At 69.6% G+C, this 15,468-nt stretch carries 13 protein-coding genes; 4 read left to right on the top strand and 9 right to left on the bottom strand.

Going from position 1 to position 15,468, the window contains the following annotated elements; all coding sequences use genetic code 11:
- The first annotated feature begins 12 nt into the window (after positions 1 to 12).
- Entirely contained in the window at positions 13 to 768 is a 756-nt protein-coding gene (locus KZC51_RS17230; RefSeq protein WP_247631231.1) for a PIG-L deacetylase family protein, read from the top strand.
- 17 nt (positions 769 to 785) lie between these two features.
- Here KZC51_RS17230 and KZC51_RS17225 read toward each other — a convergent pair whose 3' ends face one another.
- The 7 genes from KZC51_RS17225 to KZC51_RS17195 all read right to left on the bottom strand — a co-directional run bounded on the left by KZC51_RS17225 (position 786) and on the right by KZC51_RS17195 (position 7,748).
- Positions 786 to 1,391 carry an HAD family hydrolase gene (locus tag KZC51_RS17225; RefSeq protein ID WP_247631230.1) on the bottom strand — a complete coding sequence of 202 codons (606 nt, stop codon included), beginning with the start codon at positions 1,389 to 1,391 and terminating at the stop codon, positions 786 to 788.
- Between the two features lie 188 nt (positions 1,392 to 1,579).
- Positions 1,580 to 2,266: a HEAT repeat domain-containing protein gene (locus tag KZC51_RS17220; protein WP_247631229.1), complete on the bottom strand. Its 687-nt coding sequence runs from the start codon at positions 2,264 to 2,266 to the stop codon at positions 1,580 to 1,582.
- A 48-nt stretch (positions 2,267 to 2,314) separates the two neighbouring features.
- Entirely contained in the window at positions 2,315 to 3,022 is a 708-nt protein-coding gene (locus KZC51_RS17215; protein ID WP_247631228.1) for an ABC transporter ATP-binding protein, read from the bottom strand.
- Positions 3,023 to 3,027: 5 nt separating this feature from the next.
- On the bottom strand, positions 3,028 to 5,328 hold the full coding sequence (locus tag KZC51_RS17210; RefSeq protein WP_247631227.1) for an FtsX-like permease family protein: 2,301 nt from the start codon (positions 5,326 to 5,328) through the stop codon (positions 3,028 to 3,030).
- A 23-nt stretch (positions 5,329 to 5,351) separates the two neighbouring features.
- The gene (locus KZC51_RS17205) at positions 5,352 to 6,035 is read right to left on the bottom strand and encodes a TetR/AcrR family transcriptional regulator (RefSeq protein ID WP_247631226.1); all 684 of its coding nucleotides are present in this window, start codon (positions 6,033 to 6,035) and stop codon (positions 5,352 to 5,354) included.
- Complete coding sequence (locus KZC51_RS17200) at positions 6,032 to 6,799, bottom strand: ABC transporter permease (protein ID WP_247631225.1); 768 nt, start codon at positions 6,797 to 6,799, stop codon at positions 6,032 to 6,034. The genes KZC51_RS17205 and KZC51_RS17200 overlap by 4 nt, the downstream gene beginning before the upstream one ends.
- Entirely contained in the window at positions 6,786 to 7,748 is a 963-nt protein-coding gene (locus KZC51_RS17195; RefSeq protein ID WP_247631224.1) for an ABC transporter ATP-binding protein, read from the bottom strand. Before KZC51_RS17195 ends, KZC51_RS17200 begins: the two co-directional genes overlap by 14 nt.
- A gap of 314 nt (positions 7,749 to 8,062) precedes the next feature.
- Between KZC51_RS17195 and KZC51_RS17190 the strand changes: the two genes are divergently transcribed.
- Positions 8,063 to 9,064 (top strand): serine hydrolase domain-containing protein, encoded by a 1,002-nt coding sequence (locus KZC51_RS17190; protein ID WP_247631223.1) that lies wholly within the window; start codon positions 8,063 to 8,065, stop codon positions 9,062 to 9,064.
- Positions 9,065 to 9,200: 136 nt separating this feature from the next.
- Here KZC51_RS17190 and KZC51_RS17185 read toward each other — a convergent pair whose 3' ends face one another.
- Both KZC51_RS17185 and KZC51_RS17180 read right to left on the bottom strand, forming a co-directional pair.
- The gene (locus tag KZC51_RS17185; RefSeq protein WP_308194324.1) at positions 9,201 to 10,574 is read right to left on the bottom strand and encodes an APC family permease; all 1,374 of its coding nucleotides are present in this window, start codon (positions 10,572 to 10,574) and stop codon (positions 9,201 to 9,203) included.
- A 122-nt stretch (positions 10,575 to 10,696) separates the two neighbouring features.
- Positions 10,697 to 11,794 (bottom strand): alcohol dehydrogenase catalytic domain-containing protein, encoded by a 1,098-nt coding sequence (locus KZC51_RS17180; protein WP_247631221.1) that lies wholly within the window; start codon positions 11,792 to 11,794, stop codon positions 10,697 to 10,699.
- Positions 11,795 to 11,910: 116 nt separating this feature from the next.
- Here KZC51_RS17180 and KZC51_RS17175 point away from each other — a divergent pair, with 116 nt between their 5' ends.
- The gene (locus KZC51_RS17175) at positions 11,911 to 13,302 is read left to right on the top strand and encodes a helix-turn-helix domain-containing protein (protein WP_247631220.1); all 1,392 of its coding nucleotides are present in this window, start codon (positions 11,911 to 11,913) and stop codon (positions 13,300 to 13,302) included.
- A gap of 441 nt (positions 13,303 to 13,743) precedes the next feature.
- A complete protein-coding gene (locus tag KZC51_RS17170; protein ID WP_372491812.1) occupies positions 13,744 to 15,468 on the top strand; it encodes a DHA2 family efflux MFS transporter permease subunit in 1,725 nt (574 codons plus the stop codon).

The raw sequence follows: 15,468 nt of genomic DNA, 5'->3' as shown, positions 1-15,468 counted from the left end.
GAAGGAATCCTCATGACGCAGCGAACCCCTGACCTGTCCGAACTCTCCGTCCTCGCCATCGGGGCCCATCCGGATGACATCGAGATCCTCTGCGGCGGGACGATGGCGCTGTATGCCGAAGCGGGAGCGAAGGTGACCTTCGCGATCGCCACCAACGGCGAAGTCGGGGGAGGGGGCGCCGATCCCGCGAAGATCGCCGCGCAACGTTTCGACGAGGCCGAGGCTTCCACCTCCCGTCTGGGGGCCGACCTGATCTGGATGGGCTTCCCGGACGAGATGCTCTTCAACGACCGCGCGAGCCGAGTGGCGTTCATCGACGCGTATCGCCAGGCGCGAGCCGACGTCGTCTTCGTGCACTCCACCGACGACTACCACCCCGATCACCGCATCGCGGGCCAGATCGCGATCGACAGCCGCATCCCTGCCGCGGTGCCGCACGTGCGCACTCGGTACCCGGCACTGGACAGGATCCCGCATCTGTTCGTGATGGACACGCTCGGCGGGATCTCGTTCGAGCCCGAGTTCCTCGTCGACATCTCGCGACACCAGGCGCTCAAGGAAGAGCTCTTGAGGTTGCACGCGAGCCAGGTGGAATGGATGCAGCGCGCGTACGGTGATGACTACATCGCGGAAGCCAGGAAGCAGGCGGAAGTGCGAGCCGGGCGAACTCGCTGGGACTTCGTCGAAGGCTTCCGGAGCGTGCCCACCTATCCGGTCACGGGTGGAGCGGAATTGCTTCCCGGAGACTGGCGTGCGGCGGCGGAGTAGTCGATCCCGGCCCGGGGTCAGCGCACGAGCGTCGCCGTCATGCCGGCCGCGCGGGCGGCATCCGCGCCGATCGTGCTGTCTTCCACGGCAAGGCATCGCGACGGCTCCACCTCGAGCAGATCTGCCGCGAGGAGGTACAGATCGGGCGCGGGTTTGGGGCGACGACCCTGGCTCCACCCCACCAGCGGTACGGCGGACAGCAGCGGCGCCGCGCACTGGATGGTGAACTCGAGCCGGAGCTGTTCGCTGTTGCTCACGACCGCCACCGGGACGCCGCTTCGTCGGAGTCGCACCGCAGCCTCGTACACCGGCGTGATCGGCTGGAGCTCTGCGCGATAGAGGCGGCTCAGCCGGGACCAGTAGGTGCGGTAGAGATCCGCTGACGGGGGCAGCCCGGGATGCTGTGGGCGGAGCGCGTCGACCCTCTGCTCGAAGCTGGAGCCCACCGCCGAGTCGTCGGGAGTGCGAGGGAGGCCCAGGTCGTCGGCGACGGAACTCCAGGCCCGGTCGCACAACGGTTCCGAGTCCACCAGAGTGCCGTCGCAATCGAAGAGCACCGCGGAGAACGCGCCGCGTGCGGCCTGCTCCGCGAGGTGCTGCCAGTGGTGAGGGGAGGTGTGCATGCATGCGTCCGATCCTGGAGTGGCGGATGCGCCGCGTCTCCGGCCTCGGTGGCGGCCATGGGCGGGGCGCGCCTCCCGGCATCTTATCGTCGATTGTCGACAATTTACGGCATGTCGGTGAGGAGGCCGGGAAAGGGGGATCCGCTCCGAGCTTCCTGCGGGGAGACAGCTCGAGATCGGCCTGGCCCTCAGATGATCGAGGACAACCGCTTCTTGCGCAGGTTCTCCTTCACGATCCACGCGACATCGGGGTCTTCCGACGAGAGTTCTCGGAAGGCGGCAAGGCCGGGCTCGGGGTCGGCGGCGATGGCGATGCTCCAGCAGTAGCCCAGCGCCTGCCGGAGGTTCCTCGCCGCCGGCTCGGACCGGCGCTCGCGGGGAAGGGCGGTCAGGTGCCGAGTGGTTCGGCGGCAGATGTCGAGGGCAGCGGCTGCGGCTGCGGCGGAGCGCAACAGCCGCGGTTCGCAGATCGCCGCGGTCGCCGCGCGCTCGACGTACAGGTCGGGATCGTCCGCCCAGGCGCGCACGGTCGCGATCAGCGCGTCGGGCGACTCGTCGCCGAGCAGTTGCAGGCCGATGACGACGCCCTCGCGCACACGCCACCGCTCATCCGTCGCCAGGGTGCGCGCCTGCGCCGCGGATGCGGGTTCGGCCGCGCGTCGAGCGATCGCCGCCGCCGCGCACATCATCGGGTACTCCGCGCCGTCCACGAGCAGGGCTTCGATGGCCGGGGGATCGGCGATGCGAGCGGCCGCGTCCACCAGCGTGAGGTTCGCCCGCGGACCGGGAAGTCCCGAGCGGGCGGTGAGAAACTCCGGCCAGCGCTGCGGATCCAACTCGCGCAACTCGCTCTGCAGCACCTGTGACGTCGACATGCCCCGAATGTACTCCGCTGTCGCCCACTCGGCGGGGGATGCCGGCGCTCAGCGCACCGAGGCCGTCGCCGGCGCGTCCACGATCCGTCCGTCGACGAGGTGGCAGCGGGTACGTGCGCGCCGCGCCACGGCGGGATCGTGCGTGACCACGACGAGGGTCGTGCCCTCGGCGTTCAGCTCGTCGAACACAGCCAGCACCTCCTCGACGGACTCGCTGTGCAGAGCGCCCGTCGGCTCATCGGCGAACACGATGCGGGGCCGGTTCACGAGCGCGCGGCAGATGCCGACGCGCTGGCGCTGGCCGCCGGACAGCTCGTGCGTGCGGCGGTCGCCGAGGTGCCCGATCCCGAGTCGCTCCATGAGTCCTGCGGTGTGCGCTCGTGTCTCGTTCGGAATCCGTCCTCGTCGCCGGTGCGCGGGGAGCAGGATGTTGTCGCGCACGAGCAGTTCGTCGAGCAGATCCGTGCGTTGGAAGACGAACCCGAGCGTGGTGCGCCGGGTGCGCGCGAGGCGAGGGTCGTCGAGGGTCGCGAGGTCGGTGCCGGCCAGGCGCACCGAGCCCGACGTGGGCTGGTCGAGGCCGCTGAGGCAGGACAGCAGGGTGGTCTTGCCCGATCCGCTCGGACCGGTGAGCGCGACATAGTCTCCTTCCTCGATCGCGAGATCGACGCCGTCCAGCACCGTCGTGCGGTCGTCGCCGGCTGCTGGGAACCGCCGGGTGACGCCTCGGGCGTCGATGAGAGGGGAGCGGGTCATGATGCTCAGCTTTCGTTGCGGAGGGTCGGGAGAGCGAAGGAGGCGATCAGCGTGCCGGCGAGCACGGCTGCCGCCACGCTCGCCGCGGTCATGACGGGCAGGACGTCCGGCGGGGCGAGTGCGGTCGCCCCGCCGCCGAACGAAGAGAGCATGGCGCCGAGCACGGAGGGACCGAGCGCCTCGGTCGCGATGGCTCCGAGGAGGAGCCCGAGCGCGGCCACAGTCACGGTGCGGAGCATCGGAACGGCGCGCACGGCGCTCCCTGACCACCCGAGCAGCCGCAGCAGCCGCAGGTCCGCCTCATCACGCGCAGACTCGAGTCGGCCTCGCAGCGCGAACACCAGGAGCATCACCACGGCCGCCGAGCCTCCGGCGACCATCGACGCCGCCTGCATCCGCTCGACCGTGTCGCCGAGGGTGTACTGCACGAAGCGATCCAGCTCGGTGAACGAGGCCGCGGGATGCTCGCCGGACAACGACGTGGCCTTCGCGTGCTGATCGACTCCTTCGCGCACGTCGATCAGCACGGTCCGCCACAGCGGCACACCGGTGGCCTCGTCGAACGACGCGGTCTTTCCGGATCGTCCGCCGTTGGTGATGTCGTGATAGACCGCCGTGACCCGGTAGCTGCGGCTGGTGTCGTCGGAGATCACGTCGACCGACTGCCCCACCCCGACCCCCGCCGTCTCGGCGGCGAGCGTCGACAGCGCGATCTCGCCGGGATGCCTCGGTGCGGTGCCGTGCACGTACGCGACGGGGAAGAGAGAGGTATCGCCTGCTTCCAGCGCGATGGTCTCACGGTGGCTCCCCGCGACCACGTCGACGCGATAGCTGGTCGCACTCGCGAACCGATCGATGTCGGGGTCGTCCGCCAGCGATCGCTCGAGTCGTCCCGGCGCGCTGCTCTCCACGCCCTCCCGGACGAACGCGCGGATGTCGCTCTGTCCGACGCCCATGACCGTGACGAAGTCCGGTGCCGCAATCGTCTGAGTCACCCGCAGCGGCAGGGCGGACAGCGTGACCGCGCAGGCGACCATCGCGATCAGCAGCACGGCAGCACCGGGCCGGGACGTCAGGCCGCGCAGGGCGAGGCGCAGGGTGACGGGCGTCGGGAGATCCCACCGGAGTCGTCGCGGGCGGCGCCCGGTCTGCGGCGACACCTGCGGTCGGGTCAGCGCAGCCAGCGGGCTGATGCGGCGGATGCCCCGCAGCAGCTGAGCGGCGACCAGGACCGGCAGGATGGACGTGATCACCACGGTGATGATCGTCGCGGCCGACACGAATCCGCCCTGCGGGCCCGTCAGCGTGGCGCTCCCCGTGCTCGTCAGAAGCGACGACACCGGCCAGACGAGGAACAGCGCCACGATCGATCCCGCGGCGGCATGCACGGCGTAGCCGATGAGCAGGGTGCCTCTCACGTCGCGGTGGGAGAAGCCGATCGCGCGGAGTACGCCGATCCGTCTGGCATCCTCCTCGAGCGCGGTGAGCACCATGATCCGGAGGCAGAGCAGCGTGATCGACAACAGGATCAGGCTCACCAGGATGGTGACGATCGCCACCAGCCCGTCGGACAGTGCGGTGATCAGGCGCAGCAGTGACCCGTCGACGGCGGCACCGTTCGCGGGCAGCTGCGCGAGGCGATAGGCCTCCGCGAACCGGTCGCCGGCGCCGTCCACGAGGCGGAAGGTGAGGATGTGCTCTGGGGGAAGGCTGCCGGAGAGCCGCTGCCAGTCATCGGCGGAGACGACGAAGCGCTTCGAGTTGACCAGGCTCGGACCCATCTGGGCGTCCTGGATGACGTCGGATACGGTGTAGGGCTGTGCCGCTCCGTCGATGACGAGATCGACCATGTCGCCGGGGGCGAGCTCATAAGCGCTCGCGTAGTAGCTCGGCACCGCGATCTGGCCGTCGCGCACGGTCACCGGCTCGCCCTCCGCGTCCAGCAGAAGATCGAACCGCGGGCTCTGCGTGACCAACAGCAGATCCATGACGCCCGCTCTGGCGACGTCGGATTCCCCGTCCACGCGCAGTGCCAGGTTGTCGAGCTGGAGCGCGACCTGGACCTGATGGTCGCGGACGATGTCGGGGTTCGCCTCGGCGAAGGCGTCCAACGCGTCCGGGTCGAGCGGGCCGACGTGCATCTGCACGGCATCCGGAGCCTGCGCAAGGCGGAAGAGCCGCTCGGTCGCGCCGATCGACGAGGTCAGCGCGAAGACGCCCGCGCCCGCCGTCGCCGCACTGATCGCGATGAGCAGCATCAGCGCGATGCTGCTCAGAGGGTTCCTTCGGATGCGGGCAGCGGTCATGCGCCCCGTGCTTGCGAGGTCCATCAGGGTGTGGCCGGTGGCGCGAAGCTCCACCCGTGCACGATCGCGGCGACGCCCGCCTCGAACTGCCGCTCGGCGGAGGGGGCCCAGCCGGCGGCGACTACGCGTCCGAGATGGGGCAGCGCCGCCAGGAGTTCCGCCTCGGCATCGTCGTGCCCGGCAGGGTTCCCCTCCGCGTGCGCGGCATCCGCTTCTGCCGGCTCGGTGCCGGCAGGCGCCGCGAACTCTCCCATCGCCGAGGCGACCGTCACCATGACGAGCACGTTGACGAGGTCGCCGAGCGACGGATCGACCGGAGCGCCCAGGTCCAGCAGTGCACCGATGGCCTCGTCAGCGACCGTCAAGGCCGCAGGCGAGGTGATCGGATGCGTCGAGACGATCGGGATCAGGCCCGGGTGCGCCGCCAGCTGGGAGCGGATCGTGCGCATGAGCGCCAGCGCGTAGGCGCGCCAGTCCGCGGACTCCGCAGGCGAAGGGAGGGAGAGGCCCACCCAGAACTCGTCGGCGAGGGCCGCGGCGATCTCGGCTTTGCCCGAGAAGTGCCGGTAGGCGGTCATCGGGTCCGCACCGATGGCAGTGCCCAGGCGCCGCATCGTCAGCTGCTCCAGGCCCTGCGCATCCACGATCTCGCGGGCGGCCGAGAGCACGTCGTGGCGGGATACCCGCTCGGGACGGGGAGTCATCATGAGGTTCCTTTCCGCGCACGCAGCGCGAGTGCGAGTGCGGCGAGCACTGCGAAGCAGGTGGTGAAGGCCAGGAGCGTCAGTATGGGCCCGGCGACATCGTGCAGGTCCGCCCGATCGAGGGTGATCGCACTCATCGCCCGCAGAGCCCAGTAGGCCGGCGATGCCGGCGCGATCGCCTGCATCCACGTCGGCAGGGCGTCGACCGGGCCGAACGCCCCACCGACACCGGCCATGAGCATGGCGATGACATTGCCGATGACCAGCGCGAACTCGAGCGAACGCGACACCGAGACCAGCAGCAGTCCGAATCCGATCATCGCGGCGGAGAAGGCGACGAGCACGAGGGCGAGGGCGGGGAGGGAACCGGTCGGGCGGAATCCGAAGAACAGCGCGCCGCCGACGAGCACGGTGACCAGCTGCAGCAGCTGTGCGCCGAACGCGGTCATGGACTTCCCGACGAGCAGGTCGGTGCCGCGCGCCGGCGACGTGCGCAGCCGATCCCAGGTGTTCCACTGGCGCTCGCGGAAGAACGCCGTGATGACCTGCTGCACGCACAGCAGGGCGAACAGCACCGCCAGGCCGGGCACGGCGTACTCGACGCCCGACGCGGAGGGATAGCCGGCGGCGACGAGCTGCGCGCGCGCTCCCGGTGCGAAGAACGGCACGAAGACGAGGGGGATCACGGTCATGACCACGACCGGCGACGGGTCGCGCAGGAGGATCCGGGCGTCGATCGCGGCGACCGCCAGGCTAGGCCGCAGCATCGTGCACCCCCACGATCGAGGGCGATCGGGGCGCGCGTTCCTGGAGGATCCGCAGGTAGGCGCTCTCGAGCGTCGGACGGGAGAACTGCACATCGGTGATGCCCCCGGCGCGCTCGCCGAGCCCGGTGATGAGGTCGGCGAGGAGTTCTCCCGTGGCCGTCGGCGCCGGTTCGCCGACCAGCCACTCGCCCTCGCGCACCCACCCGGTCGGAGGGTGCGCATCGCCCGGCACCCGCACGCGCAGTGCGCCGCCGCCCTGAGCGTGCACCACGTCGTCGACCGTGCCCCGCTCTTCGACGATGCCGTCATGCAGGATCGCGATGCGGGCGGGGAGCTGCTCGAGCTCGTGGAGATAGTGCGTCGTGTACACGACGGCGGCACCGTCGGCGGCGATCCGGCGCACGAGGTCGAGGATCTGCTGTCGCGACTCGACGTCGGCGCCGACCGTCGGCTCATCGAGGAACAGCAGGCGAGGCTGGTGCGTGAGCGCCATCGCGAGATGCAGGCGCCGCTTCTGGCCTCCGCTCAGGTGCTCGGCGGGCAGGCGGGCGCTCGAGGCGAGTCCGAGGCCCTCGATGACCTCGGTGCATCGCGCGCGCAGAGCGCTGCCGCGGAGGCCATGCAGCCGCGCGAATGCCCGGACGTTCTCCTGCAGGCTCAGCGTCGGGTAGATCCCGAGGCTCTGCGGCGCGCTGCCGATCACCGCGGCTGCGGCCCTGCGACGCGTCCGCAGGTCGATGCCGTCGACCATCACCGAACCGGCGTCGGGTGCGAGCGTGCCGTCGGCGATGGCGATCAGCGTCGACTTGCCTGCGCCGTTGGGCCCGAGCAGGCCCAGGACCTGTCCTGGTTCCACGCGCAGGTCCACGCCACGCAGCACTGCACGCTCGCCGAACGACCTGCGGATGCCGCGCATCTCCAGTCGTGTCTGTTTCTTCGCCGTGTTCATATCTCTACACTGTAGAGTATGAATCCCGACTTCGGGAAACCGACGTGACGAGTGCGGCACCCGTCCGCACGATCCCCGCTCGGCCGGCGGCGACGAGGGGCAGGAGCAGGCGACGAGGAAGCGCACGGGGAGTCATGATCTCGACGGTAGGGCGGCGAGGAGACGGTGCGCATCGGCCTCCGGGGGTATCAGGCGTTCCTCCCGGAGAGGGATGCGCGTCTGCTCGAGCCATGATTGCATCGATGTACAGCGATCTCCGCTGAGCGCTGCGCGACTCGCGCTTCGTCCCGACGATCGAGAGGGTTCTTCTTCCCATGACCTCGCCGCACGACACGACCACAGCACTGCACGACGCCGCCCTGGATGCGGGCTTCAGCGGAGTCATCCGCGTCGACGCACCCGATGCGGAGCCCTTCGCCCGCGCCTACGGTTCCGCCGATCGCGCTCGCGGCATCCCCATGACGGTGGACAGCCGCTGCCTCGTCGCCAGCATCGGAAAGGGGTTCACCGCGCTGGCGGTGGGGGCGCTCATCGACGACGGCGTCCTCGCGCTCGACACTGCGGTGCGCCCTCTTCTGGGCGACGATCTTCCGCTCGTCGACGACGCCGTCACGGTCGACCACCTGCTGTCCCATACGTCAGGCATCGGGGACTACATCGACGAGTCGACCGGATCGATCACGGACTACGTGATCGATCGCCCGCTGCACGAGCTCGACAACACCGAGGCATTCATCCCGGTGCTCGACGGGCATTCGCAGGTCAGTGCCCCCGGGGAGCAGTTCGCGTACTGCAACAGCGGTTTCGTGCTGCTGGCGCTGATCGCGGAGCGGGCGTCATCCGTGCCGTTCCATGAGCTGGTGCAGCAGAAGGTGTTCGCTCCCGCGGGGATGACGTCGAGCGGCTACCCGCGGACGGATGACATGCCCGGCGATCTGGCTCTCGGCTACCTCGGCGACACCGACGACAGGACGAATGTGCTGCACCTGCCGGTGCGAGGTAATGGCGACGGCGGCGCCGCCACCACAGCGCGTGATCTGCAGGCCTTCTGGGCGGCGCTCTTCGCGCACCGCATCGTCTCCGAGCGCACGCTGCGCACGCTCACGGAACCTCTGTACTCCGTCGACGACGAGGAGATGCGCTACGGCCGCGGCTTCTGGCGCGGCTGGGAGTCCGACACCGTTCTGCTCGAGGGGTACGACGCCGGCGTCTCGGGCCGCACCTGGCACGACCCCGACTCCGGTGTGACGGGAACGGTCATCGCCAACTCCTCGGAGGGGGCGTGGCCGGTGCTGGGAGCGATCGAGTGGTCGTGACCACCGCACGCCGTCGACATGACGGCGCAGCAGAAGGCCCCGCCGTCCCGGGGCCGGGGAGGCGGGGCCTTCGTCGCTGCGGGATGAGGATTCGGGTCACATCGCGCAGCCGCTGATACGGAGGGGGGATGCCGTATCAGCCGACTCCGTCCATCGCCGAGGTCTCGGTGTTGCCGATGCGGGCGATCACCTCGGGCTGGCGGGCCTTGAGGTACCAGTACCGGCTGAGCGCCGCGAGCACGCAGACGATGAACACGTAGGGGATCACGTTGAACGGGAACGCCGGAACCGGGAACACGTTCGCGAAGAAGACGTACGCCATGGTGGCGACCGCGATGGTCGCGCACACCCAGACGAGTCCGTTGCGCATTCCGGCGCGCTGCGTGTAGACCACGCACGCGATCGCGACGAGCGCGTACGCGACCATGTAGCCGTAGGTGCCCCAGGTGTTGACCCAGACCAGGATCTCCATGGGCTCTGCGCCTGCGATCAGGAACACGATGTCGACGATGACGGCCAGGGCGCCGGCGGCCAGCAGCACGCGGTGCGGCGTGAGGTGGCGCTCGTGCGTGCGGCCGAACCGCTCGTGCACCACGCCCTCCTTGCCCATCACGTAGACGATGCGGCCGATGACGTTGAGCGGGGCGACGACCACGGCGAAGAACGATGCGGCGACGCCGAACGTCAGCACCGGGGCGAACCAGGCCGGCATGCCGATGAGCTCGGACATGCTCTCCAGGGGGCTCGCCGCGGTGGCCAGGTCATCGCCGAGCACGGCGATCTGCGTGTACGCCGCGAAGACGTACAGGATGCCGACGGTGAGGGCGCTCCACATGATGGCGCGGGGGATGGCCTTGTACGGGTTCTTCGCCTCTCGGCCGAGCGCATCCGCCGAGGAGAATCCGACGAAACCGAGGATGCCGAGCACCATGCCGGCGGCGATGCCCTGGAAGGAGGATCCCTCGGCCAGCAGCTGCGCCGGGTCCCAGGCCCCGGGGCCTGCCCACACGAGCGCCGAGATCAGCAGCACGAGGATGATCGCGACCGACAGCAGTTCGAGCACCAAAGACACCCGCGCAGAGAGCCGGATGCCGCGGATGGTGAACAGCGTGGCGAGACCGCCGAGCACGATCGCCAGCCCGATGCTCCAGCCGAGGCCGGAAGCGGGGACGCCGAGCAGCGTCAGGAACTGGCTCATGTACGAGACCGACCCCATGAGCGATGCCGCCGCGATGCCGAAGCATCCGATCAGCAGCGTCGCACCGGCGAGGTATGCCCCCGCCGGTCCCAAGCCCTTCGACACGTAGGTGTAGAGCGAGCCGGCGGAGGCGTGCTTGCGGGCGAACACCACGACGCAGTAGCCGACGCAGAGGATCACGATCGTCGCGAGGCCGAACGCGTAGATGGTGCCGTTGCCGGCTCCGAGGAAGATCGCGGCGGCGGTGAACGCGATCACCGCGCTCGGGGCGATGTTGGCGATCGCCTGGGCGGCCAGCTCGGGGCCGCTCATGACGCCGCGGCGCAGGCCCGCGTCGGTCGGCGCGCCGGGCGGTTGCTGGTGGGCTGTCGTGGTCAAGGGGTGCTCCTTCGCATCGGGTCTTGTCGGAGTGCGGGTAGGGGAGGGAGTGCGGGTCAGGGGATGAGGAGGGTGCGCAGCGCCTGGCCGGATTCGAGCTCGGCGAACGCCTCGGCGGCCTCGGCGAGGGGGCGGCGCGAGGAGATCAGCGGATCGAGGATCAGCTGCCCGTCCATGTACCGGTCGACCAGGGCCGGGATGTCGATGGCCGGGCGCACCGAGCCGTAGTTGGAGCCGAGGATGCGCTGGTCTGCTTCGGCCAGCACGAGCGGCTCGAACGAGGCGCGGGCCCCGGTGGGCGGGAGGCCGACGATCACGGCGGCGCCGCCGAGACCGAGCATCTCGATGGACTGCTCGGTCGTGACGGTGCGGCCGATCGCGTCGAAGGCGTAGTCGACGCCGTCGGGCAGGAGGGCGCGCAGCTGTGCGACCGCGTCGCCGTCGGGGGCGACGATCTGGTCCGTGGCGCCGAACTGTGCGGCCAGGCGGGTCTTGTCCTCACGGACGTCGATCGCGACGATCCGCTCGGCGCCGGCCAGGCGCGCGCCCTGGATGACGTTCAGACCGACGCCTCCGCATCCGATCACGGCGACGAGCGCACCGGGCTCGACGCCGGCCGTGTTCATGACCGCGCCGACGCCGGTCGCGACTGCGCACCCCACGACGGCGATGACATCGAGAGGGGCGTCGTCGCGCACCTTGATGGCGCCGGAGGCGGGCACCACGACCTCCTCGGCGAACGAGGAGACGCCGAGGTAGTGGTGGATCGTCTCGCCGTCCTTGCTCAGGCGCGAGGTGCCGTCGAACAGCACGCCGTGCGGGGCGACGACCGTCGCCACCTTCTGGCAGCGCGCTTCGTGGCCGGAGCGGCAGTAGCGGCACTCGCCGCACGGCGGCACCCAGCTGAGCACGACATGATCGCCGACCGCGAGCGAGGTGACGCCCTCGCCCAGTTCCACGACCACGCCCGAGCCCTCATGGCCCATGACCATCGGTGCCGCTGCCGTCCACTCTCCGCGCTTGACGTGCAGGTCGGAGTGGCAGACGCCTGCGGCGGCGATCTTCACGCGCACCTCGCCGGCAGCCGGGGGTGCGAGCTGCACCTCGGTGTGCTCGATCGGGCTGTCGGTGTCGCGGAATACGATGGCCTGCATGTGGCCTCCTTCGTTCGTGTAGGTCGGGCCCCATCGTAGGAACGCGCGCCCCTCCGTGTCATTCATCAAAATGATGAGTGCGTGTGGGTGTGATCGACATTCCTTATACTTCGGATATGGCTCGAGACCTGGCGTCGATCGCCCGCCTCCTGGGCGGGACCCTTGTCGACGGCGGTGCGCTGGGCGCCCGCGCAGCCGTGTCGAGCGTCGTCCCGCTCGCGGACTTCGCGGTCGTGCCGCATCCGCAGTTCGCGACCCTCGTCGTCGGCGACCCTGCCGATGTCGTCGCCGCCCTCGACAGCGACGAGCGTGGCGCCCCGCTCCGGCTCGCCGTCGTCGTCGTGACGGGAGTCCTCGATCCCGTGCCCGATGGCGTCACCGCGATCATCGACCCCGCCATGGAACCCGCAGTCGTGCTCCCGACTCTGCAGGCGCTGCTCGCGACGGATGCGGCGGCGGAGGATCGTGCTGTGCTCGCGGCGACGAAGGTGCTGGCGCTCGCGGCGCGCCGCAGCGGCGTCGCCGGCGTCGTCGCCGAGCTCGCCAGGCGTCTCGACGGATGGGCGGTGCTGCTCGACCGCGACGCGCAGCCGATCGCCTCGGCCGGTGCGGGGGCGCTGCATGTGGGGGATGCCGTCGCCGTGGCGTTCAACCGTCCGGTGCGGGTGCGCAGCCGGGCGCTGCAGGTGCACCCGGTCGGCACGGACGAGGACATGTCGGCGTTCCTGGTCGTGACTGCTCGGAGCGGCTCGACGAGCCGGGCGCGCGACCTGAGCTCGCAGGCCGCGGCGCTGCTCGACCTGCTGCTGCGCACCCATGACGGCAGTCGTACGGAGCGGCTCGGCCGGGCCACGATGATGCGCGTCCTCGAAGAGGGCGGGTCCGCCGCTCTCACGCTGGCGAAGGACTGGGGCGTGCGCGATCGCACCCTCGCGGCGTTCGCGCTCTCGGCACGCACATCCGACGTGGATGCGGAGCGGGTCGTCATCCACTGGCTGGAGGATCTCGGGGCCCCGCATCTGCTCTCGCCCTCGCAGGGGGTGGTGGCCGGCTTCGCGCGCGAGGAGCACATCGAGGAGATCGCGCGGCGGGCAGCGGCGTTCTCGGTGCCGCTGCACCTCGGTCTCGGATCTCCCGCCCCCATCGACGCGCTCGCGGGCTCGGCGGAGGAGTCGCGACGCGCGTACGAGGTCGCCGTCGCCGAGGGGCGAGGGGTGGTGCGCTATCGCGGCATGCCGACCATCGATCTGGTGCTCGACCGGCTGTCTCCGCCCGATACGCGTCGACTGGCATCGGTGCTGGAACCCCTCCGCGACGACGACCTCCTCGACACGCTGCGGGGTTTCCTGGCCGAGAACGGCGCGTGGGGCGCAGCAGCCGCGCGACTGGGGGTCCATCGCCAGACGCTGGCTGCTCGGGTGCGCCGGATCGAGCAGCTCACGGGGCTGTCGATGTCGAGTCCCGACGACCGTGCTGCCGCCTGGATCGCGCTGCGTGCTCAGGCGTAGAGCGGCATGTGGCCGTGAAAGCGGACGCACCATGAGTTCGACCCCTTGCGGGCCTCGTCCAGGGTGACGAGGCCCGCAACGGGGTGTTCCGCGATGGGAGATCGGTGTCGCTCGGGTGCGTACCGACCGTCGCGGGGAACAGGCGCCCCTCTCGAGTTCTCCGGCTCCCCAGCCGGATTCTCGAGGGGCGCTGCCGCCAAGAGGTGGCGCCTCTGTTCCTTGCTTGTGGGTTCGGCGCCCCAGACGCTTCACCCGTGTAGCCCCAGCTACGTTGATCGAGAATAGCGCGAAATGTCGTGTCCCCCAAATGGGGGACACGGTATTTTGCTGAGAGTTTCCTGAAGGTCTCCCTGAGGCGATCGTTGCGCGGAGTCCATAGTTGCCATTCTGCAACTAATAGTTGTATAGTTGATTCTTATCAACTTTCTACGCAGGAGCTCTATCCCCGTGACAACACCCTCTTCTTCACCGGTCTCCGAGGCCACACGTTCGCCTCGCGAGGTCTTCACCGCGATCTCCGGCCTCGTCGTCGGCATGTTCGTCGCGGTGCTCTCGGGCACCGTCGTCTCGACCTCGATGCCGGTCATCATCGCCGACCTCGGCGGTACCCAGTCCCAGTACACCTGGGTCATCACGGCGAGCCTGCTGGCGACCGCCGTGTCCACCCCCATCTGGGGCAAGCTCGCCGACCTGGTCGACCGCAAGATCCTCGTGCAGCTCTCGCTGATCATCTTCACGGTCGGCACCGTGGTCGCCGGGTTCTCGACCGACACGAACATGCTGATCGCCGTGCGCGTCGTGCAGGGCATCGGCGTCGGCGGCCTGATGTCGCTCGTGATGATCGCCGTCGCCCTCATCATCTCTCCGCGCGAGCGCGGCAAGTACATGGGTGTCGTCGGCGGCATCATGGCCCTCGGCACCATCGGCGGCCCGTTGCTCGGCGGACTCCTCACCGACGTGTGGGGCTGGCGCTCCAACTTCTTCGTCGGCGTCCCGTTCGCGATCCTCGCCCTCGTGCTGCTGCAGTTCACGCTGCATCTGCCGAAGCCCCAGCGTGACACCAAGGTCTCGATCGACTACTTCGGCATCGTGCTGCTCGCGGTGGGCGTCTCGACGCTTCTCATCTGGGTGTCGATGGGCGGCAGCCAGTTCGACTGGGACTCCTCGACGAGCATCATGCTCGCCGTGATCGCCGGTGTCGCGATCGCCGGTTTCATCGCGGTCGAGTTCTTCGTCACGGAGCCGATCGTCCCGATGTCGCTCTTCACGGGCCGCACCTTCACGCTGTCGGTCATCGCCTCGATCGCCATCGGCGTCTCGATGTTCGCCACCTCGGTGTTCCTCGCGCAGTACTTCCAGCTGGCCCGTGGGGCCACGCCCACGGAGTCGGGCCTCATGACGATCCCGATGATCGTCGGTCAGATGGGCGCGTCGATCATCATCGGCCAGCTCGTCAGCCGCTTCGGCAAGTGGAAGGGCTGGATGCTCACGGGCGCCACTCTCACCACGATCGGCGTCAGCCTGATGTCGACGCTGCGCTACGACACCCCGTTCCCGCTGGTCGCCGTCTACATGTTCGCGCTCGGCGCCGGTCTCGGCATGGTCATGCAGAACCTCACGCTCATCGTGCAGAACGACACGCCTCCGCAGCAGCTCGGCGCGGCGTCGTCGAACGTCAACTTCTTCCGCACCATCGCCGGCACCATCGGCGTGACGGTCATGGGCGCCATGCTCTCGACGAGCGTCGCCAGCTACATGACCGATGCGCTGAAGGGGTTCACCCCGACCACGCAGGACGAGGTCGACGCGCTGCAGCACCTCGCCTCGGGTGATGTGCCGAAGGTGACGCAGCTTCCCGACACGATCCGCGCGATCGTCGAGGGAGCGTACGGTCACGGCATCGCCGACGCCTTCATCGTCGCGATCCCCCTCGCCGTGATCTCGATCATCGCGATCGCGTTCATCAAGAACAAGCCGCTGTCGACCAAGAATGCCGCCGAGCAGCTGCGCGAGCAGGCCGAGGAGTCGGTGATCGAGGTCGCCGAGGCCGAGGTCGGCGCCTCGATGGCCACCGGTTCCATCCGGATCGCCGGTGCCGAGTCGACGTCGGCACCCACCGGAGCGGTGACCGTGCTCGAACGCGAGGACCGGGAGTCGGGGCGCTGA

The organism is Microbacterium croceum (assembly GCF_023091245.1).
Classification (GTDB): domain Bacteria; phylum Actinomycetota; class Actinomycetes; order Actinomycetales; family Microbacteriaceae; genus Microbacterium; species Microbacterium croceum.
The sequence above is the reverse complement of the archived record's forward strand: the minus strand, read 5'-3'. Positions and strand labels throughout refer to the sequence as shown.